The 25,194-nt window shown below is 56.2% G+C and carries 15 protein-coding genes; 11 read left to right on the plus strand and 4 right to left on the minus strand.

Features of this window, described 5'->3' with window-relative positions:
- Positions 1-3: 3 nt before the first annotated feature.
- The 6 genes from RB_RS01225 (at position 4) to RB_RS01250 (ending at position 10,631) form a co-directional block, all read left to right on the plus strand.
- Positions 4-225 (plus strand): hypothetical protein, encoded by a 222-nt coding sequence (locus RB_RS01225; RefSeq protein ID WP_011117987.1) that lies wholly within the window; start codon positions 4-6, stop codon positions 223-225.
- A gap of 419 nt (positions 226-644) precedes the next feature.
- Entirely contained in the window at positions 645-4,352 is a 3,708-nt protein-coding gene (locus tag RB_RS01230) for a DUF1592 domain-containing protein (protein ID WP_164921320.1), read from the plus strand.
- A 35-nt stretch (positions 4,353-4,387) separates the two neighbouring features.
- The gene (locus tag RB_RS01235) at positions 4,388-5,728 is read left to right on the plus strand and encodes a DUF1552 domain-containing protein (protein ID WP_011117989.1); all 1,341 of its coding nucleotides are present in this window, start codon (positions 4,388-4,390) and stop codon (positions 5,726-5,728) included.
- Positions 5,729-5,736: 8 nt separating this feature from the next.
- The gene (locus tag RB_RS01240) at positions 5,737-7,215 is read left to right on the plus strand and encodes an ankyrin repeat domain-containing protein (RefSeq protein ID WP_164921321.1); all 1,479 of its coding nucleotides are present in this window, start codon (positions 5,737-5,739) and stop codon (positions 7,213-7,215) included.
- A gap of 124 nt (positions 7,216-7,339) precedes the next feature.
- The gene (locus tag RB_RS01245; RefSeq protein ID WP_011117991.1) at positions 7,340-8,779 is read left to right on the plus strand and encodes a sulfatase-like hydrolase/transferase; all 1,440 of its coding nucleotides are present in this window, start codon (positions 7,340-7,342) and stop codon (positions 8,777-8,779) included.
- Between the two features lie 55 nt (positions 8,780-8,834).
- A complete protein-coding gene (locus RB_RS01250; RefSeq protein WP_011117992.1) occupies positions 8,835-10,631 on the plus strand; it encodes an arylsulfatase in 1,797 nt (598 codons plus the stop codon).
- 38 nt (positions 10,632-10,669) lie between these two features.
- Here the strand turns inward: RB_RS01250 and RB_RS01255 are convergent, their stop codons facing one another.
- On the minus strand, positions 10,670-12,820 hold the full coding sequence (locus RB_RS01255) for an alpha/beta hydrolase family protein (protein ID WP_164921322.1): 2,151 nt from the start codon (positions 12,818-12,820) through the stop codon (positions 10,670-10,672).
- Positions 12,821-12,980: 160 nt separating this feature from the next.
- Here RB_RS01255 and RB_RS01260 point away from each other — a divergent pair, with 160 nt between their 5' ends.
- Positions 12,981-14,312 (plus strand): PQQ-binding-like beta-propeller repeat protein, encoded by a 1,332-nt coding sequence (locus RB_RS01260; protein ID WP_164922655.1) that lies wholly within the window; start codon positions 12,981-12,983, stop codon positions 14,310-14,312.
- 321 nt (positions 14,313-14,633) lie between these two features.
- Complete coding sequence (locus tag RB_RS01265) at positions 14,634-17,579, plus strand: SHD1 domain-containing protein (protein WP_011117996.1); 2,946 nt, start codon at positions 14,634-14,636, stop codon at positions 17,577-17,579.
- A gap of 12 nt (positions 17,580-17,591) precedes the next feature.
- Here RB_RS01265 and RB_RS01270 read toward each other — a convergent pair whose 3' ends face one another.
- Both RB_RS01270 and RB_RS01275 read right to left on the minus strand, forming a co-directional pair.
- A complete protein-coding gene (locus RB_RS01270; protein ID WP_007336412.1) occupies positions 17,592-18,155 on the minus strand; it encodes an ECF-type sigma factor in 564 nt (187 codons plus the stop codon).
- Between the two features lie 61 nt (positions 18,156-18,216).
- Positions 18,217-18,831: a hypothetical protein gene (locus tag RB_RS01275; RefSeq protein ID WP_164921323.1), complete on the minus strand. Its 615-nt coding sequence runs from the start codon at positions 18,829-18,831 to the stop codon at positions 18,217-18,219.
- A 400-nt stretch (positions 18,832-19,231) separates the two neighbouring features.
- On the opposite strand from RB_RS01275, the gene RB_RS01280 reads away from it, so the two are divergent.
- From RB_RS01280 to RB_RS01295, 3 genes are all read left to right on the plus strand, one after another.
- Positions 19,232-19,795: an EF-hand domain-containing protein gene (locus tag RB_RS01280; protein WP_231846101.1), complete on the plus strand. Its 564-nt coding sequence runs from the start codon at positions 19,232-19,234 to the stop codon at positions 19,793-19,795.
- Positions 19,795-20,067 (plus strand): hypothetical protein, encoded by a 273-nt coding sequence (locus tag RB_RS01285; RefSeq protein ID WP_164921324.1) that lies wholly within the window; start codon positions 19,795-19,797, stop codon positions 20,065-20,067. The genes RB_RS01280 and RB_RS01285 overlap by 1 nt, the downstream gene beginning before the upstream one ends.
- A gap of 177 nt (positions 20,068-20,244) precedes the next feature.
- Positions 20,245-22,584 (plus strand): serine/threonine protein kinase, encoded by a 2,340-nt coding sequence (locus RB_RS01295; protein WP_011118002.1) that lies wholly within the window; start codon positions 20,245-20,247, stop codon positions 22,582-22,584.
- A 10-nt stretch (positions 22,585-22,594) separates the two neighbouring features.
- On the opposite strand, the gene RB_RS01300 is transcribed toward RB_RS01295, so the two are convergent.
- Complete coding sequence (locus RB_RS01300; RefSeq protein ID WP_164921326.1) at positions 22,595-25,027, minus strand: peroxidase family protein; 2,433 nt, start codon at positions 25,025-25,027, stop codon at positions 22,595-22,597.
- Positions 25,028-25,194 lie beyond the last annotated feature (167 nt).

Raw genomic sequence — 25,194 nt, forward strand, 5'->3', positions numbered from 1 at the left:
CGAATGGAAAGTATTTGGGAAGATGCACTCGGGGTCGAATGTTTTGACTTGGCCCCGAATGATCTAAATGCGGTGCCTCCGTTTGATTCAGACAACCGGATCAGTCTGCACGTCGAACTGGAAGGACAAACCGAGATCGCCGGTCAAACCGTCGTTGTCTTTGGCGCGGTCGAGGTCACCGAATCGGGAGTCGATCTGCATGTCGCAGGTTCAATGAACTCCTAGTCGGATGCGTTTGGAATCGACAGCTTTCGCTGAACATTCGCTCCAATGGCGCAGCCGTACGAAAGCCCTGGGTTACGGCTTCGTCCCGGTTTTCCGACGGAAGCGTGAGGTTTGCCCAAAACGGTTCCGATGCCGAAAGACTGCTGCCAACCTGTTTTGCATCCGAGAAAACCAGGCGTGGGGCGATCGAAGCAGTCGCACGCAAAGGAAAACGGATTCCCGCGAGGCGAGGACAAGGGGTGACGCCGCCCCTTTCCGGGTGCGTTCGGCTCGCTGATCGAGTACGATGGACCGCGAACTTTTGGTCGTGCCAGCGGTCACTCGCTTGCCCGAAAACCGGCGAGCAGAATGCATCCGGCGACTCCCCGGCCATTCCCGTTCTCGTCCCATCCTTTTGGATCCTTCCCAAGAGAACTCCTTTGCTTCGTCCCGCCATTGTCGTTGCCGCCGCGTTGATATTCGGGTTCGTCGATCCCGTGTTGGGGGACGATTCTCCGGACCAATCCGAACGGATCGAAGCGGTCGATTGCAGCACGCTGACCGGCAAGGTGATGTGCGGCTACCAAGGCTGGTTCAACTGCGAGGGAGACGGCGCCGGACTTGGTTGGCGACATTGGGGACGCGACTCGAAAAAGCCACTTGGTCCAGGCAATGTCACGGTCGACCTTTGGCCGGACATGTCGGAGTACTCACCGGGAGAACGCTTTGCCACCGAGTTCCAGCATTCCGACGGCAGCGTCGCTGAAGTGTTCAGCAGCGCCAACGAACAAACCGTTCGCCGTCACTTTCAATGGATGCGTGAGTACGGAATCGATGGTGCCTTTGTCCAACGCTTTGCGACTTCGCTGAGATCTCCTGCCAGTCTCGCGAATCGAACCGCGATTTTGAATCACTGTCGTCGCGGCTCCGAAGAGAACGGGCGAGCCTTCGCGGTGATGTATGACTTGTCGGGGCTTCGAGAAGGAGAACTCGACGTCGTTCAACAAGACTGGACTCGTCTGGTCAACGAAGAAGCAATCACCAGCAGCGACGCATACCTGCATCACAACGGCATGCCCCTCGTCGCGATTTGGGGTGTCGGGTTCGCCGAACGGCACCAGCCCGGTGCATACACGCTGGATGATTGCAAAGCATTGATCGCTCAACTGAAACGAGCCGGTTGCAGCATCATGCTGGGTATCCCGACCGGCTGGCGAGAACTCAACCGAGACTGCGTGACCGATCCGGCGGTCCGATCAATCTTTGAAATGGCGGATGTGATCAGCCCATGGACGCCTGGACGCTATCGCAATCCAGAGCAAGCCCAGCGACACGGCGAGCAGACTTGGCAACCTGATCAACAAGAGTGCGGTGCCAACGGACAAGGTTACTTGCCCGTCGTCTTCCCCGGTTTCAGCTGGTTCAATCTTCGCAACGGAGACGCACCCCTGGATGACATCCCGCGACTGAAAGGCCAATTCCTTTGGTCGCAAATCATCGCGGCGAAGAAGGCCGGTGCAGAAATGCTGTACGTTGCAATGTTTGACGAAGTTGATGAAGCCACCGCCATCTTCAAGTGCACCAACAATCCACCGCGAGGACGCGACGCAAAATTCGTGACCTACGAAGGCTTGCCCAGCGATCACTATCTCAAGATCGTCGGCCGAGCGGCTCAGTTGTTGCGCGGCGAAGTCGCATCCACCGAGACATTGCCCAGCGAGTGGCTGACGACTCAGGTCAGCACATCTGGAACTGCCGAGGCTGAGAACGATCCTGTTCAACCACCCCCGCCGCCAGCGAACCAAGTCATTTCAGACGATCTTCCCGCGATTCGCAAATTTGTTTCCGGTCAATGTCTCGATTGTCACACCGGAAGCGACGCCGAAGCGGGATTGGATTTGCAGGCGTTTGATTTCAACGCCGATCAGTTTGCACAACCTGACTTCGCGACAGCCGAGTGGGAAAAGATTCTGCGACGAGTCAACACACGTCAGATGCCGCCGCCCGATTACGGCCAGCCCGATGAAGCGACCTACTCTCGAGTCACAGCCGCGTTGGTTTCGGTCCTCGATCATCACGCCCAGCAGTTCCCACGCCCCGGCCGAGTGGGTGCGATGCGGCGGATGACTCGCGTGGAATATCAATACGCGATCCGTGATTTGTTGGCGGTGACCATCGATGCATCAGACTACCTTCCCAAGGATGAGTCCAGTCACGGGTTTGACAACATCACCGTCGAGGAACTCTCACCGACTCACCTGAACCGTTACGTGTCGGCCGCACAAAAGATCGCTCGCGTGGCCATCGGAGGTTTAGGAAACGGTCCCGCGGGAGTGACGATTCGCCTACCAGCCGACCGTTCGCAAGAAAAACATGTGGAAGGCTTGCCATTTGGAACCCGCGGCGGCGTGTTGTTCGATCAGCACTTCCCGCAAACGGGTGAGTACGAAATCGAATTGAAATTGACTCGCGACCGAGACGAACAAGTCGAGGGTTTGCACCGCGAACACGAAATTGACGTGCTGGTCGATCGTGCTCGAGTGCACCAGTTCAAGGTGTTTCCACCAAAAAAGACTGGCAAGTACGGCGGTCCCGACTACACGCATTCGGATTCCCATTTGAAACAGCGTTTGCACTTCGATGCCGGTCGCCATTCGATTGGCGTCACCTTCCCGAAAACTTTCTCGTCGCTGACCGAGGGCAAACGACAGCCATTCGATGCCAACTTCAATCGGCACCGGCATCCACGATTGACGCCGGCGATCTATCAAGTGTCGATCGTGGGACCATTCGTTCCGGAAGGTCCCGGCAACACAACCAGTCGCCAAGCAATCTTCGGCGAGCACTGGTCGGGCGAAAACGCGAACCGGGACGACGCCCAGACGATCCTTGAGCGTTTGGCTCGACGAGCGTATCGCCGCTCAGTCACTGACGACGAACTCGATTTGCTGATGAATTTCTTTGATGAAGGTTTCTCATCCGGCAACTTCGACGAGGGCATCGAGTCCGCTCTCACCGCGTTGCTCGTCAATCCAAATTTCCTATTCCGGATTGAATCCGTCGATCCAAATGCCGTTGCGTCACCAGAAACAAATGTCGTTGCGGTCAATGACCATGAACTGGCGTCTCGATTGGCATCGTTCTTGTGGAGCAGTTTGCCCGACGACGAATTATTGGACCTCGCCGACGCCAAGCAATTGCGAAACGATGATGTGCTGGCCGGGCAAGTCGCACGAATGTTAGTCGACCCACGTGCAAATTCACTCGTCACAAACTTCGCCTCGCAGTGGTTGCAATTACGCAACCTGGATTCGATCACGCCCGACCTGCGATTGTTCCCGGACTTCGACGACAACCTTCGCCAATCCTTTCAACGCGAAACTCAGTTGTTGTTTCAGGATGTTCTGACGAACGATCGAAGCGTTACGGATTTGATCGCCTCGCAAGACACTTTTTTGAACGAACGTTTGGCCACGCACTACGGGATCCGAGGCGTCACCGGCAGCCATTTCCGCCGCGTCAAAGTTTCACCCGAGTCGCACCGCGGTGGCATCTTGCGGCACGGCAGCATTTTAATGGTCACCTCGTACGCCACTCGAACGTCGCCGACCATTCGCGGCAACTGGGTGATGGAAAACATCTTCGGAACACCGGCCCCTCCACCACCGCCGAACGTCCCCAATTTGAAAGAAAAAGACACGCTCGCGGCGATGACGGTTCGCGAACGCCTGGCGATGCACCGAGCCAATCCGACTTGTGCGAGTTGCCATGACTTGATCGATCCGCTTGGCTTCGCTCTCGAAAACTTTGACGCGGTCGGGCGTTGGCGACAATTTGAAGGCACGCTGGATGTCGATTCGTCGGGGCAACTCCCCGATGGCACCGAGTTGCAGTCGGTCGATGAACTGGAAGCCGGCATCGTGGCGCGACCGGACATCTTCGCTCAAACCGTTGCCGAAAAACTGATGACCTACGCACTTGGGCGAGCCGTCGAGCCACACGACGGACCGGCAATTCGCCGCATCGTTCGCGGTGCGTCGCAGTCCAACTACACGCTGGCTTCTCTGATCAATGGCATCGTTCTGAGCGAGCCGTTTCGGTACCGAGAAACCTCGTCTGAATCGAACAACACTCAATCATCCCGATGATCCGTCACGCTGCCCACATCTAAACTGGAAGCACGATGAAACGATCCCATCTCTCTCGCCGAACCTTGCTTCGCGGCACCGGTGCCGCCGTCGCGTTGCCATTGCTCGACGCGATGATTCCGGCCATGACCGCATCCGCGGCGACCGCGGCCGCGCCGAGCCGGTTGAAACGCATTGGATACATCTACATTCCAATGGGTTACAACCCGGCTGAGTGGACACCCGAGGGCGAAACGCTCGACGAATTGCCGTCCAGCTTGTCACCGTTGGAAGAGGTGAAGGATCACTTGACCGTGATCTCCAACACCGATTTGCAAAACGCTTACCCCGGTTCACATGCGACATCGAACTCTGCGTTTTTGAGTGCCGCTCGAGCCAAGCGAACCGAGAGCAGCGATTACTACAACGGAACGACGGTCGATCAAGTCGCGGCTCGTAAGATCGGTGCGACCACTCAGTTGCCTTCGCTGGAACTGTCGATGGACCTGTTGTCCACGGTCGGGCAGTGCGACAACGGTTACGCGTGTGTGTACCAGAACAGTTTGTCCTGGGCTTCTCCGACGCAGCCGTTGCCATCCGAAGCCCATCCGCGAATTGTGTTTGAAAGCTTGTTCGGGGAAGGCGGGACGCCCGAGCAACGGCGAGCCGCGATGCAGAAACGAGCCAGCTTGCTGGATTCGATCAACTTGGAAATCAAGCGGATCAAGAATCGTGTGGGTGCCTCGGATCGCAACAAGATCGATGGTTACCTGGAAAGCATTCGCGAAGTCGAACGCCGGATCCAATTGGCGGAACAAAACAGTCACGAAAATCCGCTGCCCGACCTGGATCGTCCCGTTGGTGTCCCCACCGCGTACGCCGATCACGCGAAGCTGATGTTCGATCTGCAGTTGCTCGCCTTCCAAGGCGATATCACGCGAGTCGTTTCGTTCCAGTTGGCTCGCGAAGCCAGCACTCGAACGTATCCGGAGATCGGTGTTCCTGATCCTCACCACCCTGTGACGCACCACGGTCGCGATCCGGAAAAACTGGCCAAGGTCGCCAAGATCAACCAGTTCCATGTTTCGCTGTTTGCGGACTTCCTGAAACGGATGAATGAAGTCCCCGAAGGCGACGGGACATTGCTCGATCATTCGCTCTACATGTACGGCAGCGGCATGGGCGATCCGGATGCTCACGACCACAGCAATCTGCCAATCTTGGTGGCTGGTGGTGCAGCCGAAAACATGCGTGGCAATCGTCACCTTCGGTTCAAAGACCCTGAGCCATTGTCGAACCTTCACCTGACGTTGCTCAACAAAGTCGGTGTGCCGTTGGAATCGTTCGCGGACAGCACCGGAACGGTCGAGGACCTCTTTGATCCGGTGACACTGTGAGGTTGAGAATGTTCATGGCGGTTGTTGGATCGCTACTGGTTTGTCTTTGCGTTGTCGCGGCTGAGCCATCCGATCGGAATTCGACCAATGAGCGTGGCGTCGCTCCATCGGCATCCGATCACGCGTGGGTTTCCGCAGCGGAACAGCAACGTTGGGATTTGGTTCGCGAATCGCTGGCTGGCGATCGGGTGAACGTTGACGCGTCTCAGCCCGACGGAATGACCGCTTTGCACTGGGCGGCCTACCACAATCATTCCCGCACGATCACGGCCTTGGTCGCTGCCGGGGCGGAGGTGGATGCCGAAACACTGTATCAGGTCACACCGCTCAGCCTGGCGTGCGAGTATGGCAACCTCAGAGCGGTCCGAGCCTTGTTGGACGCCGGCGCCGATGCGAACGCGGCCCGACGCGGCGGCGAATCTCCGTTGATGTTGGCCGCGCGACAAGGCAACGCGAACGTTGTCGGTTCGCTTATCAAAGCCGGCGCCGACATGGAAGACAAAGAAGCCCGCGGGCAAACCGCACTGATGTGGGCATCCGCGGCCGGCAACCTGGATGCCGTCGATGCCTTGATCGAAGCGGGATGCAACGTTGACACGACACTGCAACAGTCCGGGCTGTCAGCGCTCATGTTCGCGGCTCGACACGGCCAATCGGCGGTGGTGATGCGTTTGCTCGATGCGGGGCTGGACGTCAACACGGTGGCGAAACCCAAACGCAGCGGCGGCCGAAACCCGCGGTCTGGAATGTCGGCGATGATGTTCGCGATTGAAAGCGGACACCTTCAGTTGGCTTGCGATTTGGTCCGTCGCGGTGCCGATCCAAACGACCAACGCAGCGGCTACGCTCCTTTGCACGCGATCACCTGGGTTCGCAAAACGGAATTGGGTGACAACCCGGAAGGCGACCCGGCACCGCGCATCACGGGATCCATTCACAGTTTGGACTTTGTCCGCCAAATGGTGGAAATGGGGGCCGACGTGAATCTGCAACTGAACAACGGTAAGTCACGCGGCCAACGCCTCAACCCCAAAGGCGCCACGCCGTTCTTCTTGGCCTCTCGCGGTGCTGACATTGAACTGATGACTCTGTTGCTGGAACTCGGATCCGACCCCACCATCCCCAATGACGACGGGACCACCGCGTTGATGGCTGCAGCAGGCGTCGGGGTGATCGCGGTTGGTGAAGAACCGGGCACGCCCGAAGAAGTGGACCGCGCGATTGAGATGTTGGTTGATCTAGAAATCGACCCCAACGTCGTGGATCGCAACCGAGAAACAGCGATGCACGGTGCCGCGTTGCGAACGTTTCCTACCGCGGTGCGAAAGCTGACCTCGGTCGGTGCACGTCCAGAAATTTGGAACCACAAGAACAAACGTGGTTGGACACCGCTGGACATCGCCGGTGGCAAACGTCCCGGCAGCGTCAAACCATCACCGCCGACAATCGAAGCTTTGAAAGAAGCGATTGAAGCTTCTAGCTTCTAGCTTCTAGCTTCTAGCTTCTAGCTTCTAGCTTCTAGCTTCTAGCTTCTCGCCTCTCGCCTCTCGCCTCTCGCCTCTCGCCTCTCGCCTCTCGCCTCTCGCCTCTCGCCTCTCGCCTACCAATCCCGTGCATCGCTCCTTCCTCGCACATTTGTTTGCATTCGTTTCGTCGGCGCTCTTTGCTGCCGAACGTCCTCATGTTGTTGTGATCTTGGTCGACGACATGGGGTATGGAGACCCGGGGTGTTTCAATCCCGATTCCAAGATCGAAACACCGAACATCGATTCACTCGCTCGCGATGGGATGCGATTCACCAACGCGCATGCACCGGGACCTCTGTGTCACATGTCGCGGTATGGGTTGATGACGGGACGTTATCCGTTTCGAACCGATGTCAGCGTTTGGCCACGCGAACCTCTAATCGATCCCGATCAAGCCACGCTGGCTTCGCTGGCGAAATCACAGGGTTACCGAACCACCATGGTTGGCAAGTGGCACTTGGGGTTTGAAGAACGTGCCAACGAATCCTATGACCGTCCGTTGTTGGGTGGTCCCGTGGATCGTGGCTTCGACCACTTCTTTGGCATCCGAGCCTCCACTGATATTCCGCCCTACTTCTACATCAACGATCGCAACGCAGTGCATCCGCCTACGGATCGCATCGAGGCCAACGCCAGCGAGGGTTGGTCGCCGATCCAAGGTGCCTTTTGGAGAGCCGGCGGCATCGCTCCGGATTTGGAACTCGCCGATGTTTTGCCGCACTTCACGGACGTGGCGATCAGCAGCATCCAAGCTCATCCAAACGCTGAGGACGCATCTCCAATGATGTTGTATCTGGCTTATCCCGCACCCCACACGCCTTGGCTACCAAGTCCTGAGTTCACGGGCAAAAGCAAAGTCGACTCTTACGGCGATTTTGTGATGATGGTAGATCATGAAGTCGGACGTGTGCTGGATACTCTGAAGGTTCATGACATGGAACGTGACACGATCGTTATCTTCACTTCGGACAATGGACCGGTCTGGTACGAAAATGACACAGAGCGATTCCAGCATGACTCAGCCGGCGGTTTTCGCGGCATGAAAGCCGACGCCTGGGAGGCTGGCCACCGGATGCCGTTCATCGTTCGCTGGCCAGGCCACGCCAGCGCATCTAGCAGCACGGATCATCTGGTTTGCTTCACCGATTTGATGGCCACTTTCGCCGACATTTGGGAGACAGAGCTTCCCCAAGACGCTGGGCCGGACAGCCACAGTTTTCTGCCGGCGTTGCTTCAGCAGCCATTCGAAGAAGGTACGAAGAGAACCGAATTCGTGATGCGAGCCGGAAGCAAATCAACGATGACGATCCGAGCAGGCGATTGGAAATTGATCACCGGCCTCGGCTCGGGTGGCTTCTCAAAACCATCACGAATCCCGCCAAAACCCGGCGGCCCGACCGGTCAGCTTTACAACTTAAAAAGCGATCCCGCCGAAGCCAACAACGTTTACCAAGACCATCCTGACATCGTTCAGCGGTTGCAGAAACGCATGAAACAAATCGTCGACGATGGCCGCAGTCGCTGAACTCGACGCACTTCTGAACAACGCCTCCCACCTTTGATTCCCACCAGGTTCCCGCATGAAAACCTTCTCTCTCTTGGCCTCCGCAAGCGTTCTGTTGTTGGCCTATTCGGCACTGTCTTCTACATCGGTTTCTGCGGCCGAAACCAACGCGGCCGAGCGTCCCAACGTGATCGTGATCATGAGCGACGATCAAGGCGTCGGCGACTACGGGTTCATGGGCAATCCAATCATTCGGACGCCTTCGCTGGACAAGATGCGAACCCAGAGCGGCTACTTGAGCCGGTTCTATGTCAGCAACGTGTGCGCCCCGACGCGAGCTAGCCTGATGACGGGGCGGTACAACTACCGAACGCGTTGCATCGACACGTACGTTGGTCGAGCGATGATGGATCCGGACGAAGTCACGCTGGCAGAACGGCTCAGCGAAGCGGGCTACCAAACCGGCATCTTTGGCAAGTGGCACCTGGGCGACAACTACCCCATGCGGCCAATGGACCAAGGCTTCGACGAGAGCTTGATTCACCGTGGCGGCGGTATCGGCCAGCCGTCCGATCCGATTGGAGCGGAGGGCAAATACACCGACCCGACCCTTTTTCACAATGGTGACGAAGTGGCCATGGAAGGTTACTGCACCGACATCTTTTTCGACGCGGCGATTGATTTTGCGCGCAAGCAAACCGAATCGGGAAAACCGTTCTTCACTTACATCGCAACCAATGCCCCGCACGGACCGTTCGATGATGTGCCAAACGAACTCTACGAAGAATACAAACAAGTCGACTTCACGCCGATTCTGGTGAGCGATCTCCCCGCCAAGAGACGCGACGCCGAGTTTGACAAACTGGCAAGGATCTCCGCCATGATCACCAACATCGATCAAAACGTCGGCAAACTTTTCGCGTCACTCGACGAACTCAAGATTCGCGAAAACACGATTGTGCTGTACCTCAATGACAACGGTCCCAATTCGCGACGCTATGTAGGCAACATGCGAGGCAACAAAACGCAGGTGGATGACGGCGGCATTCGTTCCCCCTTGCTGTTTCACTGGCCCGCGAAAGTGGATGCAAGCGACACCACGGACGTCATGCTGGCTCACATCGATTTGATGCCGACCCTGCTCGATGCGTGCGGCGTCGCCGCTTCGGAATCGCCCGCACTCGATGGCAAGAGTTTTCTGCCATTGCTCACCGGAGAAATGGACTACTCGCAGTGGGAAACGAGATTGATCGCCTTTCAAACTCACCGAGGCAACGTGCCGCAGAAATTCCATCACTTCGCGATGCACGAACATCCGTGGAAACTGGTTCACCCCAGCGGCTTTGGCAAAGAACGTTTTGAAGGCGAGCCCAAACTGGAACTGTACAACTTGGAAGACGATCCCAAACAACAAAACGATCTCGCTGACAAACATCCTGAGATCGTTCAGCGGCTCAAACAGGCCTACTCCAAGTGGTTCGACGATGTTTCCTCGACTCGCCCTGACAACTACGCGCCGCCCCGGATCGTCATCGGCACCGAGCATGAACCGCAAACGGTTTTGACACGGCAAGATTGGCGACACTCCAGCGGTCGTCCTTGGGCGAAGAACTCCACTGGCTATTGGTTGTTGGACGCTCCGGAAGAAAAGCGATACGAGATCGAGCTGATTCTGACCGACAAAGATCACCGTGGCGGAACCGCGACGCTTCACTTGAACGATGAAACGCACACTTTCGAGGTTGCACCGGGCGAACGACGCGGTCATTTCATGGAAGCATCGTTACCGGCCGGCCCTCATACTCTCTCGGTGACCTTGTCCGACTCTGTCAGTGCCGGTGTTCACCAAATCTTCCTGACGAAGCAGGATTGAGAACCAGAGGGGACTGTTGTCGTTCGCTCATCTGAACATCAGCGAGCGACACACCACTCGACCAACTTCACCAGATCGGCTGCCACCGTTTCGACACGCAACCGATCTTTCGCATGTTGCTGGACAAAGCCCAATGACGATGTGATCTCATCGTTGGTCGCCGCCGTTCGCAGATGAGTTCTCGGTTGCTTAACCGCGACGCGTCGAGGTGTGATGCTCGCCAACAAATCTGGCAAGTCGTAGGCGGTCAAAGCTCCGGCGACCAGCGAGTTGGCGTTCACGTCATACAGTTCATGATCAACGATGCTTTGGTAGTCCAGCAGAGAATCCACGAGCACCAGCCACTGAATCTGCTGCTCGAGAGCAGCCGCGTGCAACAACGCTGGCCCCACATCACCAATCGCGATCGCTCCGATCTGGTTTGGTTTCACGTCGTCTCGGTCCTGCAGGAACTCCATGACTCGAACGGCATCTCCCGCGTTGATTCCCGCCACGCTTCGGCCTGACATCAACGCATTGAAAAACGGTTGCACTGATGCGTGACCTTGCCGGAATTTGTAGGCTGTCTCGCCGTATCCGAGCAGGTCCGGTGCCGCGACAACGTACCCGCGACGCACCAGTTCCTCGATCTTTCCACCCGCAGCGGCATCCGTTGTCTTGCCGTCGCTGTGCACGTAAATGACGGCCGGCCGAGCTCCGGGTTCATCGGGAGCAAACACCAACGTTGGAATGATGGTTTCGTCTTCACCCGGCACACCCCACTTTTGAACCCGGTAACCTTCCCGTTGGTACTGGCCGCGAAACACCGGAGCCACGGTTGCATCGGGTTTGCGATAGCCGGACAACTTTGCCGCTTCGCTCAACGCCTGCGGAAGATGCTGGCCCATATCACGCCTGCTCTCGATCAGTCTCTCCAGCATCGGTTGTGCCTCCCGACGGTTGATGCTGAAAACGTTTTCACTTTCCAATGCCGTGGAAACCTGACCGGTTTGAGTGACCGTCAATTCCGCTTCGGTCAAAAACGGGTAGGTCTGTTCCTCCGGATTGCCGGGCAGATCTAAAAACGTTTGAAAGAATTCGTACGTTGATTCGTTGTTCTGTTTCGTGAAGCCGTGTCCAAAGTCATCTTCCACTTGATCAAATCGCTCGGGGTGACCAAGGATCCGAAAGGCGTGACGCACTTCAGCGGCCGTTTCGCGAGCCCCCTGGATACTGAAGAAATCTCGCGTCGTGGTGACTTGCAATGTCGGCTTCGGTGCTCGGACCTCAAGCAAGTCGGCGTGATCGATTCCCAGCAACGGCCCATGGTAGAAAACTTGCTCGGCATCTTGCGGTCCAATCGATCCGAGCAAACGACTGATGCTGGTGATATATCCAGTCGGTGCGACGGCACGAACTCGTTGATCCACCGCGCCGATGTAGCTGCTTTGCGTGCCTCCTCCCGACAGTCCCGTGACACCGATGCGGTTGGGATCGACTTCGGGCCGAGTCAGCAGGTAGTCGATCGCGCGGATGCCATCCCAAGTGAAGTAACGAGCAATCGAACGCCCCGTCAAAAAACACTGCACGCCGGCGTGGGAATGTTCCTTGGTGGAGGAACCGACGGTCGACTTTCCTGTTTTGGGATCAAAGTATTGCAACCGTTCGCCTTGTCCCAACGGGTCGATGGCAAAGACCACAAAGCCCTTGTGAACTAAATTCAAGATCACGTTTTGATACAGGTCTCGCCGGAAAGCTTGCGCAGAGTGCCCGATGACTTTCAAAATGGCGGGACGCGGCTCTTCGAGTCCATCCGGAATGAAGAGTGCTCCCGTCCCGTAGAAATCGGGCATCGACTCAAAGACGATCTTTTCAACTCGATAGCCATCCTTTTGCAATGTGCCGGTGACTTGCGGATTCAGTGGTGTGCGATCCGGCCAGGGTCCGAGAATTTGATCGAGTGTCTGCCGTACTTTGGTTTGACGAGTCTTCCAATCCTCGGCCGTTTTCAGTGAGCTGACTTCGTCTTCACGTGCTGCCAAACATTCTCGCGTCAAGCCATTGAGGTGTTGCACCAGCATCAAACCCGGGTCGTTCCAATCGATCCAAGTTGGACCGTTGGGGTTCCCGCCGTCCAGAACGTTCAAGTCCTCCACGACGGGTGGACCGACAACATTGAACGTCAGTAATAAAAGGAGAGTGTTTATCATCGAGGTGGCTCGCAGTTGGCATATCAAATCGCGTTGGAAATAAATTTTATCAGAACCGAACACGTTCGAAACGAATCGCTGCCGCTTGACGACCAATCCATGTCGCACGTCAATTACAATGCTGTCGCTGATGCTCCCTCCCCAACGCCCACCGTGTTTCGTGCAAGCGATCGTTATGACTCGATTGATTTTGAACTCTCTTTACGTCGCCGTCTGTTTCGCGTCGTTGACCGTTTCTGCACCGAATGGATTTTCGCAGTGGCCTGATCGTCACGGGCCGAATCTGGACGGAGTGGTTGCTGACGCCGATGCCGAGCGACTGCCGATTCACTGGACGGACACCGAGAACGTTGCCTGGAAGGCTCCTTTGCACGATAAAGGTCACTCGTCGCCGGTGATCCGTGACGGAAAGATTTGGCTGACCACAGCGACGAGTGACGGGAAGCAGCAATTTGTCATCGCGATCGATGAGCAAACTGGCAAGATCCTTCACGACAAATTGCTGTTTGAAAATGAGGAAGTGGAGGAGCTTGGCGGCGCCGTCGGATTCAACAACTACGCAGCACCGAGCTGTGTGCTAGGACCGGGAGCCGTTTACGTCCACTTCGGCAGCTATGGAACCGCGAAGCTGGATGCGGAGACCGCTGAGGTGATCTGGGAGCGACGCGATCTGCCGTGTCAGCATTTTCGAGGACCTGGTTCCTCCCCCGTCCTGCATGACAACAAGTTGGTGCTGACGTTTGACGGCGTCGATCAGCAATACACCACAGCTCTCGATGCCGAAACGGGCGAAACGATTTGGCGAACCGACCGCAGCACCGACTACGAAGATCTTGGTGACGACGGAAAACCACTGCGTGACGGGGACCTGCGGAAAGCCTATTGCACGCCCGCGATCGTCCAAGTTGGTGATCAAACGCAAATCCTTTCCGTCGGTGCTCGAGCGATGCAGAGCTACGATCTTGAAACCGGCAAAGAACTTTGGACGCTGCGACACAACAGCTACAACGCTGGCATTCGACCGCTGTGGGTGCCGGAGAAGAAGCTCGCCATCATCAACACTGGATCACGCGGTGCTCAGCTTGTCGCGGTCCGTTTGGATGAGTCCACAAGGGGAGACGTCACCGACTCGCACGTCGAATGGGTTCGTGAACGCGGCAACCCTCGTTTCGCTAAACCGATTGAGCACGATGGATTGATCTTTCAGGTCACCGACAACGGTGTGCTGTCATGCATTGATGTGAACACCGGCGAGGAACTTTGGAAGAAACGTATCTCGGGCGACTACTTGGCGTCACCGATTCTGGCCGGCGATCGTCTGTACTTCTTCAATCAAAGCGGGCTCGGGACAGTCGTGAAGGCTCAGCGAGAACCTGAGATCATCGCCACCAACGACGTTCCAGAGATGGCAACCTCCGCCTGTCCAGCCGTCTCCAACGGCGCGATCTACGTTCGTGGAAAAGAGTACCTGTTCAAGATCCAGAAACGTTGAACATCCACGTCGCCGACAGAGGCCCTCTGTCGGCATAAGCACCCTGCCAAACAACAGACGTCTGCAACGTCGTTGCGTCCTGCATGCCGGGAAGATCAATCGCTTGTTGCGACTGGTTCGCTCAGGCCGACTGAGGGCCTCAGTCGGCTACGTGATTCTGGGAAGGTGGCGGCCACGAATGACTTCTCTTGAAGGGAGTTTTCGCCTGGAGACTTGCGCTCGGTCGTGGCGGCTTCGATATACTGGACTCCCCGACGGCAGCCAGGCGTTGTGAGTTGCCTGGAGGTCTTGCCTCTCTTTTCTTTTGACTGATCGGAAGTCATGCGATTCACGTTCTTTTTGCTGCTGCTTGCGATCACGGCCCTCTCTTCTTTGCAAGCACGAGAATGGACCGATGCGACGGGGAAGTATCGCATTGAGGCGAAGTTGGTGGTCGTTCACGGTGACAAGGCTGTCTTGGAACGTCCCGATGGAAAGATCATCAGCATTCCCATCGCGAAATTGAGCGACGCGGACCAAACCTTCCTGAAAGAATTGGCCGCGAAAAGTGCTGGGCCAAATCGCACGACCAATCGCCCTGCCGACAGGAAGCCGTCCGCAGCGTCCCCGAATTCGGCGTCGACGCTGAACGTCTCTCCGAAGGACTTGGCCGTGCAAACCGAATTGCTTCTTCGCGATGCCTGCCATCGTTGCCACGGCGAAGATGGGACCAGCGAAGGTGGCTTCAACTTCGTCGTGAATCTAGGAAAGCTTGTCAAAACAATCGCAGTCCCCGGGGAAGACTCGCAGTTACTCGAACGCATTCAAGCGGACGATGACAGCGTCATGCCACCGTCCGGCGAAGAGCCTCGTTTGAGCGAGCGTGACATTCAGGTGATCGAGCAGTGGATTGCTGCAGGAGCCCCAATATTCGATGACGAACCCACTCGTCCTTTCGTGTCCAATGAACAGCTCGTTCAGTGGATCGATGAAGACCTGCAAAAACAACCCGAGCGATCGCAACGGTTCATGCGGTACTTCACTCTCACGCACTTGTACAACTCGGGCGTCAGCGAAGACGAATTGCAAACGTATCGCAACGCGTTCGCGAAGTTGCTCAATAGTCTGTCGTGGAATGCGGACCTGATCATTCCCGAAGCGATTGATTCCGCCCGCACCGTTTTCCGGTTGGACATGCGGCAAGTTCATTGGACTCAAACCATTTGGCGATCGATCGAAGAAGCCAATCCGTACTTCCTGATGCCGCGGACGCCCCACGCGGAGTCATGCTTTGACCGGACCGAAACCACCATGCCGTTCGTCCGAGTGGATTGGTTCGTGTTCGCTGCGTCCAAGCCGCCGCTGTATCACAGCGTGCTGAACCTGCCTGAAACAGACGCGGATCTGGAAAACATGCTTCGCGTCAACGTGCAAGCCAACATCAATCAAGAGATGGCCATTCGTGCCGCCTTCAACCGATCCGGCGTCTCGCAGAACAACCGTTTGATCGAGTGGCACAAGTCTCCCTACGGTTCGTATTGGAAGAGCTACGACTTCGCCAGCAACACAGGCCGTCAAAATTTGTTTGAGTACCCGCTCGGCCCGAGCCATCGTCGCGATTCGTTCAAGCACGATGGTGGCGAAATCATTTTCACACTTCCAAACGGTTTGCAAGGCTATTTGCTGACTGACGAGCAAGGGCTTCGCATTGACCAAGGGCCAACGCAAATCGTCAGCGACCCGAAACAACCGGATCGCACGGTGACCAATGGTGTGTCTTGCATGTCGTGTCACTACGCCGGCATGATTCCCAAACGAGACGAAGTTGGACCGGCGGTTCAAGCCAATCGGTCCGCGTTCGATGATGCCGATGACATTTTGGCCCTTTACCGCGACGCCAGCGAATTGGATCGCATCATGGATCAAGATGCGAAGCGGTTCGCTGACGCTTTGGACGATCTTGGGATCACCACGCTGAGTCGCAGCGGCGAGTCAATCTCCGCGATGTCATCTCGATTCATTCAAGACATCGATTTGGAACAGGTCGCCAGCGAATTTGGTTTGCAGGTTGAGGAGTTTTTAGAACGATTGCAAGACGCTTCTCGAGTGGCGAGGATTTTCAGTTCGCTACAGATCAGCGGTGGCACGATCAAGCGAGATGTTTTCAAAGAAATGTTTGCCGACGCGTGCGTGGACTTGCAGTTGATTGAAGCGAACGTGGTGAGTCGCCCGAACCGGTCCAATCCCTCCGTCGCTTCGATCTCCAAACCTCGTTCCGCTTCATCGACTGTCTCGGGAAATCCGATGCACGCCGCAGGGGACGCAAAATCGAACACGCCCGCCGCACGTCCTCCGAATGGAATCACCGAGCCGATGAAGGTGGGATCGAAATTGGTGCCGGTTGCAAAGTTCTCCGACCTCAGTTGGGGAGTGAAGTCGCTCGCAATTCATCCCAATCAGAATGTTGTTGCGGCAGGGCGACCGGATCGAAAGATCACTTTATTCAACATCGATCATGAAAGCGTTCTAGGCGAGCTAACCGGACTGGACATGCTCCAAGCGGTGACGGCGTGCGCGTTCACTCCCGATGGGAACCACTTGATTGCCGGTGGCAGCTCGGGGCACATCGTGATTTACTCGGTCACCCAGAAGGGGCTGCTTCGCCCGTCAGGACAATTCCCTGGGCACAATGGCGAGATCCAATGCATCGACATCTCGTCGTCGGGACGATACGCATTGACCGGCGATGGCAAAAAGGTCGCTCGGTGCTGGGAGATCGCAACTGGAAAGGAAATCTCGATGATTGGGAACTTCGAGGGACCGGTGAAGGCCGTGCACCTTTCAGCCGACGAAAGAACGATGTTCGCAACCGATGGAGCCACGCTCGTCGAAGCCGACATGCACACCGGCAGTCCGATCAGCAAGCGTCCACTGAACCGATCTTGGGCTTCGGGGCAGTCGGCTGCGTTCTCGCCCGATGGTGCCTGGCTGGCCGTGGCGGACACTTACAACATCCGGGTTTGGGACCTGAACACATTCCGCGAACTGGAGCCTTTGATCGGCAACGAAACGTTGTGGACCATGTGTTTTGCTCCCGACAATCAGCACTTGTTCGCTGGCGCACGCGGGAAGGTTGATGTTTGGGAATTTCAACGCAACGCGAGGCTTCAGCGCCAATCCATTGAGCGAGGTTACATTCAGTCGCTCGCCGTGTCTGCAGACGGCCGTCACTTCGCCGCAGTCGGAAGCATCGGCGGTTCACTCGAAGTCTTCTCTCGCGACAAATGATTCAAGCAGGCCTCACGGATGGTTCATCTCGCGTTGCAGCCAAGCTCTCGCGTAGGCCCAGTTGCGTTTGGTCGTTCGTGCGGAGACACCGAGAATCTCAGCGGTCTCTTCGATGGTCAGGCCTGTGAAATAGCGAAGTTCGACCAGCTTGGCCAATGCCGGGTCTTCGCCGCCCAACTTGTTCAACGCTTCGTCCAGGGTCAACAGTTCGTCGACGTCATGGGAATCCACCGAAGCAACGTCGTTGTTCAATTCGCGACGGACCAGGTCTCCACCACGTTTCGTGCGTTTCTTGCTGCGAGCATTCTCGATCAAAATCCGACGCATCGCCTCCGCCGCGGCGGCGAAGAAGTGGCCTCGTCCGTCCCAGTGTTGCGAATCATTCCCGCCGACCAATCGCAGGAATGCTTCATGAACCAGTGCAGTCGGTTGCAACGTGTGCCCCGGCTTCTCATGGTTCATCCGGCTCGAGGCCAGTCGTCGCAATTCATCATAGACCAACGGCAGCAGATCCCCCGCCGCATTGGGATCGCCTTCGTCGATGGCCGTCAATATTCGCGTGATATCTCGATTCATCGGCCTCATCATAGCCGATCAATCCGGTTTGCAATCCTTGCCCGATTCGCACTTCGAACGATCAAACATAGCGATCAATGACAAAACCACCTTCATCGATGTCACCAGCCAACGACTGCGCGAAGGCTTCGGTGTCGACGCTATTTTCTTCCAACACACTGTTCAACGCCGATCGAATCTCTTCGGAGGTCACGTTGCCATCTGAATCCGCGGCAAGCTGTTCCAACGAGTCAATGATTTGACTCACCAACTCATCGGCCGACGCTTCCTCGACACCCGCCGAGAGCAACGCTGATTCGATGGAGCTTGCTGAACTGTCGTCTTTGGGTGGCGGTGGTCCTTGAGGGCGTCCGCGACCGGATGGTCCGTTGGCCCGGAGTGCTTGTTCGACTTCGGCCGAGTCGATTCCATTGGCATCCAAGACTTCTTCCACCGCCGACCGAAACGCTTGGCTTTGGTTGCCATCGGACGACTCCGATTGCAACTCGGAAATGGCATCGTCAATTTGGGCCAACACTTTATTGGCGGTTGTGTCGTCCACCCCGACGCTCTGCAACGCACTCGCCAACTGTTCTTCGCTCGGCGGCGGTGGACCTTGCCGGCGAGCCTGAGTGGAGGAGCTCTGAGCTGAGAGGGCTTGAGTGCTAACGGAGGAGGTGAGACCGGAAAGATTCATCGGATGGGATCCTTCAATGGAGAGCCTTGATATCACGCAAACACTTCGCGTTTTCATCAGGTCGGCAACACCGATGTCGGTGCGGCAGCAGTGAACTCTTGGCCTATTTTTGCCGAAAGGCCAACGATTTCCCGATGTTTTCCGGCATTGCCACAATTCCCCAAAAAAGGTTTGAAAGCGTGTCCCCTTGCAGCGTCCGATGACGCATTAGGTCTTCGGCAAATGTTATTAGGTCTTCGGCAAATGTTATTTCGATGCCTGATCTGCTCTTTTCCGTGCGAATGAGGAGGTCAAAGTTCCCTTCTCCCAATGGGGCTTGTCGATCGTGCAGCGGCCGTTTTCTTGCGTTGCGTCCTCATTCGCTCGTGCCCTTCTCTCTCTTCTCTTCCAAGGTCCAATCGTGAATCGAACACTGCAATGCTTCGTCGTGGCGGGAATGATCTTCATTCCCAATCTTCTTGCTGCTCAGCCTCCTGGACGCGGGGGACAAGGTGGAATGAATGGACGGGGTGGCCCACCACCTGAAATGATCTATCAACTATTCACCACCGCGGATGCCAACAACGACGGCAGCGTCACCAAGGCGGAATTGATGGCGGTGATGCAAAACCAAAGTCGCGGCAATCAACTTGGTCGCGGTGGACCTCCACCAATGAACGGTGACCTTCGACCGGGTAATCCCGGTGGGGATCAACCACCGCAAGGCGGACGCGGTGGCCAGCATGGACCGCCACCCGAACCCGGTCAGATATTGCCCGAACCGGTCGCGCTATCATTGAACTTGAACGACCGTCAATCTCGTCAGCTTGCCGCGTTGCAAGCCGATGTCGATCGACGACTTGCCGCGATTCTGACGGACGAGCAACTGACCCAACTTCGCACGGCACGTCCGCCCCAAGGCCACGCCCCAATGGAAGCAGGCGACGATGCTCGTCCCAATCAACGACCACAACGCCCTCAGTGATGAACTGCGACAACATCGGACGCTCGAGCGATAGCATTCGAGCGACGTTTGCGTTGATGGCTGGCAACCCGCCCTCGCCGACCGCTCCTATATCGCTGCTCGAACTCGCCGTCGTAAAGAACCGGCTGTTGCTGGCGACTCCCATCTTGTTCTTGCTCGGTTTTGTCGCACTGGTGATGGCTCAACCACCTTCACCAACGCGATTGCACGACATCGCCCCAATGCGTGGCGGGCCATGCGTGGCAACCGAGAGTGTGCCGTTTGAACCGTGAGCCGACGAGTTGGTTTCTTACCGTTCCTAGCAGCCTGTTGATTTAGTCGTATACCGAGTGACAACAATTAGCCGATGGGCGTTAGCCCCGGTTGGCGCCTGACTAACCGGCGCTAGCGCGGTGCGGCTCATTAAATTAACAGCCCGCTAGGAAACGATTTGCGGCTACGATTGTTCCATGACCAATCCGACTGAACGAGCGATTTTCCTGCAAGCGATCGAGGAAGATAACCCTGACGAGCGGCAGGCTTACTTGGACTCAGCCTGCGGAAGTGACGCTGCGCTCCGGAAGACAATGGAGGAATTGATCGCCGCTCATGATCAGCCTGCTGCTTTGCTGGATCATCCAATCGGAGCCAACCGCAGCCTCCCATCATTCGCGGCCCCCGCCCCGGCGGAACTCGTCGATCACATCGGCATGCAAATCGGCACTTACACACTCCGTGAACAAATTGGCGAAGGTGGGTTTGGGCTGGTCTTTGTCGCGGAACAAGAAAGTCCGGTCCGCAGACGCGTCGCGTTGAAGATTGTCAAACCGGGTGTGGGATCCAAAGAAGTGATCGCGAGGTTCGAGGCTGAACGACAAGCGGTCGCTTTGATGAATCATCCCAATATTGCCCAAGTTTTCGACGCGGGAGTGACCGCCGATTATCGGCCTTACTTCGTCATGGAATTAGTGCGGGGACTCCCCATCACCGAATTCTGTGACGAAAAACAGATGGACGTTCGCGAACGTTTGAATCTGATGATCGATGTGTGTTCCGCCGTCCATCATGCTCATCAAAAAGGCGTTATCCACCGAGACATCAAACCATCCAACGTCATGGTGACACTGCATGACGATCGGGCGGTCGCGAAGGTGATCGACTTCGGTGTGGCAAAAGCGCTGGATCAAAAACTGACGGACAAGACGGTTTACACGCGGTTCTTTTCAATGATCGGGACACCGCTTTACATGAGTCCCGAACAAGCCGAGATGAGCAGCCTGGACGTCGACACCCGAAGCGACATCTACTCGCTCGGCGTTTTGATGTATGAGTTGCTGGTCGGCGCCACGCCGTTTGATCGCGGCCGTTTGGATTCGGCCGGCTTAGACGAAATGCGGCGAATCATTCGCGAAGAAGAGCCGCCGCGTCCAAGCACCCGGTTGTCGACTTTGACCGCAGAACGCATTCGCAGCTTGGGTCTTCAGAACCACGGTGCGGGCGCCTCGCAATCACGAAGTCTGAGTTCCGATCTGCGGGGTGACCTGGATTGGATCGTGATGAAGGCATTGGAAAAAGACCGGACGCGTCGATACGATTCCGCTGCGTCGTTGGCCAATGACATTCGCCACTACCTCAACGGTGAACCGGTCACCGCCAGACCGCCCAGCAAATTCTATCAGTTTCAAAAGTTCGCTCGCCGCAATCGCGTGGTCATCGGTACCGCCACCTTGGTCGGCTGCACGTTGGTACTGGGCACTGCTGCGAGTCTTTGGCAAATGTCGGAGGCCATTCACGAACGCAACGCGAAAGACGAAGCACTCCGTGATGCGATGATCGCGAAAACAGAGGCGATCGCCGCGAAACAGAAGGTCGAAAGATTCGCGGAAGGTTTGACGGTTGCCAACGAATTGGTCGCCAGCGGCCAAACGCACGCCAACTCAGGACAATGGAAAGAAGCCGCTCGAGATTTTGACGCCGCGGTTGAAATCCAACCCAGCTACGACTTGCCACGGGTCCAACGAGCTCAGCTGTTTTCTCGATTGCGTCTTTGGCCAGAAGCCGCTCAAGACTACGCGATCGCACTCGACACCGGAGCGAGAACCTTCCAGCCACAATGGTGGGGCGTCCCGGCGTTGTTTCTTTATCAGGGATACACCCAGGAATACCGTCAATTGGCAGAGCAATATCAAACGCAACTGCTGAACGAACCGGAGCGGCCTCATTGGTTGCTCATCCGTGGGTTGGCGGCCAGCGACACGACTGAATCGTCGATCGATCGCAAAGCGATTTCGGATTTGGCCCACGTTTGGTTATGGCAACGCGAATTTGAACCGCCCCGGCGTGAGAATCGATCTCGGTCATCGGATGATCCTCGAAAGAGAGATTACCTCGGACGACTCCCACCGACCGAGGATTCTCCATTGAGCGTTTGTCAATACAGCACCGGCTTGGCTGAACTTCGAACTGGCGAGTACGAATCCGCCGCTGAACTGCTTCTAGATGCTGCGTCCGATCATCGTTGGCCGGCAAACTACATTGTCGATTCGCCACTGGCCCTTGCCTATCACCACCAGGGCAACTCTGAACTGGCCCGACAAACCCTGGATCGTGCCTCGCAAAACTTGAAAAAGCAACTCGAGAAACTACAACGCCCAAGTCAAATGGCACGTTCATCACCTTGGTTTGATCTGATCGAAGCACTGTTGCTACATGAAGAGGCGTGCCGGACCATTACCGGCACGCAGTCGACGCTACGTCCCCAACTCGATCAACTTCGGCAAGCATCGTTGAAGCTGATCGAGCAAGGCTGAACGTTCCCGCTTACACCAACACGGCAAAGTCCATCCCGCGAAGAGACTCTTCACCGTTGCTGACTTGCACGCTGAGCGAACCACTACCAAGCACGGTGTACTCTTCTGATGTCGCCATCTGGATGGTGTACGATCCGGACTCAGCAAAGTCATTGAAGCGGTAGTTCCCACGTTCGTCAGTGATCGCGGTATCGACCACTTCGCCGTTGCTGTCAAGCAGTTCCACCATCACGCCAACCATCGGTTCGGCGCTGCTGTCATCCCGACGATCGCGCTGGCCAGGCCGGTTGCTGGACTGATCGCGAGCCAACAGATCCACATCCGAATCCGGCACGATCCCGGCGTCCCCGTCTCGAAGAAGCTGCCCACGGTTGTTGTTTTGTGGCGTCAACGGCTGCTGAGCAACCACCGAACCGGTAATCGTTGGTGAGAAGAAAAACACGTTTTCCTGCAATGAATCAACGTTGGTGTTTCGAGCGATGATGTCACCCAACGAAGTGTTTTCAATGTCGCGGACTTCGCGATCAGTCATGGTGTTTTCGTACCAGAACCGATCGCCATCACGAAGCCTTTCGAATTGATCCGCGATGATGGCTGTCGCGGTTTCGCCCAACGATCCATCCTCGGTATGGTCTTCCGCCAACAAGCCAACCCACAGATCGATGTTGTTCACATCTCCGTACAAGGCTTCCAAATTGGCAGCTACGTCGGCATCACTGGTGATTTGATCGAATGAATCGACTGCTTCCAATCCATACGCTTCTCGCGTCGAGTTGAAATCAGCCAATCCGTGATCGCGACCACGCTGAATGTTGAGCGATACCAGATCAAATCCGCCGGCTCCGGGAGGCCCGAACAAGAAGTTCCGCAGGCTATCGACCACCTCCAAATCCACTTCTTGTGACAAGGTCGACGCGGCATATTTCAACAGTGGGTCGATTCCGGTGTCTTCTAATAAACCCGGTTGAAAAAAGGCATTGGCGAGGGCAATCGACTCGGCCGTCTCGTTGCCATCGTCGTCAACGAATCGGAATTCTTCATTGAGCGTCGTGTGACCAAACCGGAACGCGGCAGTCGAGAATTCATTAGCAATCGATGGGTCGACGGTTGAGTCGTACCCGGTGTATTCCGCGATCGCGTTTTCACCCAACAATGCGGGCAAATATTCGTTCAACGTGATCGACTGCATCTGCGCGATGACGGTTGCCCGAGCTTGTTGGTAGATCTCCTCATCACTGAGCGAAGGATCTTCCGCAGAGATTTCATCCGCCAATCGGTTGTGTTCTCGCAAGAACAACGCGTGCATGGATGTCAGCACAACGTTCTCGGCCGCACGAATGTCACCCGCCAGCAGTCCGTCGTTTTCATCCGTTGGCAACAATCCGTCGTCCGTAATCAGCAAACGCCCACCGACGAACTCACGCAGTGCATCGGCGGTTTCTTGATCGCTGCCATAAACTTGCGAACCATCAATCCAAGCCGTGATCGCGTTGACTTGTTCAGCCGGATTGTCGACGGAAGTTCCTGTTCCTTCCGCGAAATCGGAGCGTGTCAAACCAATCGTGGCTTCGCCCGTGTTGAATGGGTCGAAGTAGGCGTCACCTGCGGGTACATCAATGTCAAACGATTCCCCATCGACGTCAGGTGACAAAGACAAGTCGATGTCATGATCGATGAATTGGCCCCACGCGAAAACGAATGAGCTCAGATCGCGATTGTTTGTGGTTCCATCGGGGTCCGCCGCGGCCAACGCGTTGCTGATCTCACGTGCACTTGGTCGGTCTTCACCACTGGGTTCTGAGATACCGTCGGCATAGTCATTCTCAGCGACCCGCAGTAGCTCCGTATCAGTCGATCCAAGCTCAGGATTCTCCACGTTGTTGCCTGTTCCATCGATCGATCGGACTTCGTCGGCAACGGTATCCGTTTCATCAGGATTGTCAGGACGATCCTGCGGCTGATCATGACCACCGTGGAAGTCGCGATCGCGGTTGAGTCGATTGATCACCATCAATGCATCGAGCGCCGTATCACGACCATCGTTGTTGACATCCGTCATCCGGCCACGGGAAGGACGTGATTGATTGACGCGTTGACCTTCCGAACCCGCGCCATCGGCTCCCTGCAATTGGGAACTGAATCCGCTCACCCCGTCACTGTTCATCTGGTTAATGATCGCCAACGCGTCGATCGCAGACACCTGACCGTCTTCGTTGACGTCTTCTGGAAAAGCTTCATTGTGGAACAAATTGGCGGCCAGCAATTTCCTCGTTTCCAGCGTCTCGGTCCGCAATCGACGCCGCTGCGAACTTCGCCGCCGATTCTTTGAACGAGATGATTGGTGGCCTCCGATCCAACGATTCCAGAACTTTGTCATCGCGATACCCGTGCGGTTTTCAGAAGAGAAGAGAGAAGGGCAAGCCGCGTCAGCCGAAAGCGACACGCCTCTGCTTACAGGTACGATTCGCGACACAATGCGCAACACTTCGGACGAGAAAATCCCCACAAATGTCGATGGACATTTTTTTGTTGCAAAAACTTTTCAAAATCGTCCTCCATTCCTTGGCCCGGTCGCCCCACCGACGACGCATTGGGTTTCAGAACAATCTG

This window comes from Rhodopirellula baltica SH 1, from assembly GCF_000196115.1.
GTDB lineage: Bacteria > Planctomycetota > Planctomycetia > Pirellulales > Pirellulaceae > Rhodopirellula > Rhodopirellula baltica.

Coding starts and splice junctions, on each gene's coding strand:
- RB_RS01270 (WP_007336412.1), bottom strand. CDS start 18,155: ATGAATCGAGATATCACGCGAATATTGACGGCCATCGACGAAGGCGAT.
- RB_RS01225 (WP_011117987.1), top strand. CDS start 4: ATGGAAAGTATTTGGGAAGATGCACTCGGGGTCGAATGTTTTGACTTG.
- RB_RS01295 (WP_011118002.1), top strand. CDS start 20,245: ATGACCAATCCGACTGAACGAGCGATTTTCCTGCAAGCGATCGAGGAA.
- RB_RS01275 (WP_164921323.1), bottom strand. CDS start 18,831: ATGAATCTTTCCGGTCTCACCTCCTCCGTTAGCACTCAAGCCCTCTCA.
- RB_RS01255 (WP_164921322.1), bottom strand. CDS start 12,820: ATGATAAACACTCTCCTTTTATTACTGACGTTCAATGTTGTCGGTCCA.
- RB_RS01250 (WP_011117992.1), top strand. CDS start 8,835: ATGAAAACCTTCTCTCTCTTGGCCTCCGCAAGCGTTCTGTTGTTGGCC.
- RB_RS01235 (WP_011117989.1), top strand. CDS start 4,388: ATGAAACGATCCCATCTCTCTCGCCGAACCTTGCTTCGCGGCACCGGT.
- RB_RS01265 (WP_011117996.1), top strand. CDS start 14,634: ATGCGATTCACGTTCTTTTTGCTGCTGCTTGCGATCACGGCCCTCTCT.
- RB_RS01240 (WP_164921321.1), top strand. CDS start 5,737: ATGTTCATGGCGGTTGTTGGATCGCTACTGGTTTGTCTTTGCGTTGTC.
- RB_RS01285 (WP_164921324.1), top strand. CDS start 19,795: ATGAACTGCGACAACATCGGACGCTCGAGCGATAGCATTCGAGCGACG.